The following is a 3747-nucleotide window of genomic DNA, read 5'->3' on the forward strand; positions in this document are numbered from 1 at the left end:
GGCCTTGAGGCCGACGGGCTGGTACGACGCGAAGTGCACCCGACCGTCCCGCCCAGCGTCGAGTACAGCCTGACCCCCACATGCTCAGGTAGGCGACAAAGGAGACGTAAGGCAAGAAGGTGACTAAACACCCGGGAACGTGTTGGCACGTTGAGCGTGGACCCGCAGGCGACGCGAAGGTTGCCGCCCGCCCCTTCGACGCCCCGTTCAATCTTCAACGCCGCGTTCGATGCCGGACCGGATCCACCCCGCCCGGGCCCCGGCCGAGGCCCCGCCGGTCGCCGCTGGGCCTCGCCAGCGGGGCGTTCCGGGCGTACAACCGAAGGGACGGGGGGCCGGACGAGCACCGGCGGAGCCCCCGCCACCGGTCCCCGCACGGGAGGCCCCCATGGGCGTCGAGATCCGCGTGGAAGGGCTCAGCAAGTCGTTCGGACGGCAGGTCATCTGGGAGGACGTGTCCCTCACGATCCCCGCGGGGGAGATCTCCGCGCTGCTCGGCCCGTCCGGGACCGGCAAGTCGGTGTTCCTGAAGAACCTCGTGGGCCTGCTGCGCCCCGACCGCGGGCACGTCTTCGTCGGCGGCGGCGACGTGCCGCGCCTGCGCGAACGCGACCTCTACCGGATGCGCCGCACGTTCGGGGTGCTGTTCCAGGACGGCGCCCTGTTCGGCTCCATGAACGTCTTCGACAACATCGCGTTCCCGCTGCGCGAGCACACGCGCAAGGGCGAGACCGAGATCCGCCGGATCGTCCTGGAGAAGATGGAGATGGTGGGGCTGTCGGGCTCGGGCGACAAACTTCCCGGCGAGATCTCCGGCGGGATGAAGAAACGCGCCGGGCTCGCCCGCGCGCTCGTCCTGGACCCGGAGATCATCCTCGCCGACGAGCCCGACTCCGGCCTCGACCCCGTCCGCACCGCCTACCTCAACCAGTTGTTCGTCGATGTCAACGCCGAGTTCGGGACGACGTTCCTCATCGTCACCCACGACATCGGCACCGCCCGCGTGCTGCCCGACAACCTCGGCCTGCTGTTCCGCCGCGGCCTGGTGATGTTCGGGCCGCGCGAGATGATCCTGTCCAGCGCGCACCCCGCCGTGAACCAGTTCTTCAACGCCCGCCGCGAAGGCCCCATCGGGATGGCGGAGGAGAAGGACCTCGCCGAGCAGGCGGCCGAGACCGCGCCGGTCCCGCCGCCCGCCCCGATCCCGCCGCAGCTCATGCCGAGCGACGGCCGGATCCGCCCGTCCATGCACCGCCCGGGGGAGTGGCTCGCCGCGCACCGGGTGACGCCGCCGCCCGGCTCGTTCGTCGACGAGAACGGCCGCGACTGGCTCACCGACTGGGACGCGCTCGTCGCTGCCGGGCAACGCCCCCGCCCCTGACACCGTGCGCCCGGAAACGGGAGAATGGCCCGGTGACGCTCCTTTTGAATCGTTCCGATCTGGAGGGCCTGCTGGAGCCCGCCGGGTGCCTGGACGCGCTCCGCCGCGGCTTCGCCGCGCCCCCGGCCGAGGTCCCCGCGCACCGGACGATCGCGCCGCTGCCGGTCTCCGGCACCGCGACGGCGCTGCTGCCCGGGCTCGTCGCGGGCGTGCCCGCCTACACGGTGAAGGTGAACGCGAAGTTCCCCGGGAACCGGCCCGCGCTGCGCGGCGTCGTCTGCCTGCACGACCTGGAGACCGGCGAGCTCCTCGCGCAGCTCGACTCCGCCACCGTCACCGCGTGGCGCACCGGGCTCGCCGCCGCGCTCGGCACGCACGCGCTCGCCCGGCCGCGCGCGCCGACGCGGTCGCCGTGGTCGGCGCGGGCGCTCAGGCCGAACTCGTCCTGCGCGGCCTCGCCGAGCTGCGTCCCGTCCGGTCCCTCACCGTCTGCGACCTGGACGCCGGACGCGCCGCGGCGTTCGCCGCACGGCACGGCGACCGGCTCGGGGTGCCCGCGTCCGTCGCGCCCGACCCGCGCGCCGCCGTCCGCGACACGGCCATCGTCGTCACCGCGACGTGGGCAGCGCCGCCCGCTGCTGCACGCCGCCGACGTCGCGCCCGGAACGCACGTCACCTCGCTCGGCGCCGACGAGGCCCGGCAAGGCCGAACTGGGCGCCGACCTGCTGAAGGACGCCCGGGTCGTGGTCGACGACGTCGCGCTCGCCGTCGCGGCGCGTCCTCGCCGCCGCCGGGCTCGACGCCCGGCACGCGGCCGGGACGCTCCGCGACCTGCTGCGCGGCGACGCCCCGGGCCGGATGCGGGAGGAGGAGGTGTCGGTGTACGCGCCGGTCGGCCTGCCCTGGCAGGACCTCGCGCTGAGCTGGACCGCCTACGAGGCCGCCCGCGCCGCCGGTACCGGCCGCGAGTTCGACTTCCTCGCTTAGAGGACGATCTCGTCGAGGACGGGGACGAGTTCCTCCTCGTGGTCGAGGTGGGCGATCACCTCGCGGGTGAGCCGGTCCACCTCGGCGGAGAGGGCGCCGGTGGGGACGGCGTCCGAGGCGAGGACCGCCCGCAGCCGCGCCAGGAGGCCCTTCAGCACCTCGTGCTCCTCGCGGAGCCGCGCGATGACCGGCGCCAGCTCGGGGTGGGCGCCCTCCAACCCGGGGAACACCATGAGCTCCTCGCCCTGGTGGTGGTTGTCGAGCCCCTGGCAGAACGTGAGGCAGTTGACGCGGAGCTGCGCGCCCAGCGTCGACCCGGACGCGGCCACCTCCCGCCGGATGCTGTCGAGTTCCCGGCGGAACGCGTCGTGGGTCCGCTTGATCGTCTGCCCCAGCGGGCCGCTCGGCGGGCCGACATGAATCGGGTCGAGCGCGACGATCGGCAGCGTGCGGCCCGACTTCTCCTCGTACTCGCCCCATCCGGCGTCCGACTCGACGGCGCGCGCGAACAGCCGGTCGCGTTCCTCGCCCGCGAGGACGGTCGCGTCCGCCTCCATCGTGAACGCGCCGGTCTCGATGGTGACGCGCGGGTTCGCGACGAGGTTGTGGAACCAGGCGGGGTGCCGCGGCGAGCCCCCGGCCGACGCGATGACCAGCAGCCGTTCCGGCCCGTCCGGCAGGTAACCGAGCGGGGTGGTGTGCCGGGCGCCCGACCGCGCCCCGGTCGTCGTCAGCAGGAGCAGCCGCCCGCCCTCGAACATCCCGACCCGGCCGTCATTGGCGCGGAACTCCTCGATGACCTGACGGTTGAAATCCATTCTGTGGGGTTCTCCTTCTGTTTTCGGGCAGGGGTGATCGGCCATGGGGCGAAATGCGTCCATGGCTGGAAAAAGGGGTGCGGAAATGCGCGCCGAAAGAGGCGGCGTCAGGACGGCGCCCGGCAGGGGCCGACTCGTAGGTCGGCGTCAGGGCGGCCAGAAGCAGGACGTCGCGTACAGGCGCGGAAGGATGCGGCGCATCGAGCGCGGCGGAAAAGAAGGGAAGCGGTGCGATGGGCGGGGCACGGGCCCGCCTCGGGCTCACGCCGAGGCCGGGTGCCTCACTCGCTCTTTGCCCGACAGGGCAGACCCGGCAGTCACAATGAAGAAATTTAGCAGCGCAGCCCGGTCAATGCAATCGCGCTTTTCACAGTTCCTCGCGAAGGGCGATCGCGGCCGCCTGGGTGCGGCTCGTGACGTCCAGTTTCGCGAGGATGTTGGAGACGTGCACGCTCGCGGTCTTCGGCGAGATGAACAGCTCCCCGGCGATCTCCCGGTTGTTGCGGCCCTCGGCGACGAGCTTCAGCACCTCCCGCTCCCGGGCGGTGAGCGCGCCGAAC

General features: G+C 72.8%; 6 protein-coding genes. 4 read left to right on the forward strand and 2 right to left on the reverse strand.

What is annotated here, in order from left to right; genetic code table 11:
- The 4 genes from BJF79_RS54270 to BJF79_RS62995 form a co-directional block, all read left to right on the forward strand.
- A partial coding sequence (locus BJF79_RS54270) for a winged helix-turn-helix transcriptional regulator (RefSeq protein WP_143220627.1) occupies positions 1 to 123 on the forward strand: 123 nt, incomplete at its 5' end.
- 265 nt (positions 124 to 388) lie between these two features.
- Positions 389 to 1381 (forward strand): ABC transporter ATP-binding protein, encoded by a 993-nt coding sequence (locus tag BJF79_RS34585; protein WP_075903766.1) that lies wholly within the window; start codon positions 389 to 391, stop codon positions 1379 to 1381.
- Between the two features lie 412 nt (positions 1382 to 1793).
- A complete protein-coding gene (locus BJF79_RS62990) occupies positions 1794 to 2111 on the forward strand; it encodes a hypothetical protein (RefSeq protein ID WP_262402990.1) in 318 nt (105 codons plus the stop codon).
- Positions 2112 to 2216: 105 nt separating this feature from the next.
- Positions 2217 to 2369: a hypothetical protein gene (locus BJF79_RS62995; protein WP_262402991.1), complete on the forward strand. Its 153-nt coding sequence runs from the start codon at positions 2217 to 2219 to the stop codon at positions 2367 to 2369.
- Here BJF79_RS62995 and BJF79_RS34595 read toward each other — a convergent pair.
- The gene (locus BJF79_RS34595) at positions 2366 to 3187 is read right to left on the reverse strand and encodes a nitroreductase/quinone reductase family protein (protein ID WP_075903768.1); all 822 of its coding nucleotides are present in this window, start codon (positions 3185 to 3187) and stop codon (positions 2366 to 2368) included. The genes BJF79_RS62995 and BJF79_RS34595 overlap by 4 nt on opposite strands.
- Before the next feature lie 367 nt (positions 3188 to 3554).
- On the reverse strand, positions 3555 to 3747 hold a 193-nt coding region (locus BJF79_RS34600), incomplete at its 5' end, for a response regulator transcription factor (protein ID WP_143220629.1).

The organism is Actinomadura sp. CNU-125, from assembly GCF_001942465.1.
In the GTDB taxonomy this organism is placed as follows: domain Bacteria; phylum Actinomycetota; class Actinomycetes; order Streptosporangiales; family Streptosporangiaceae; genus Spirillospora.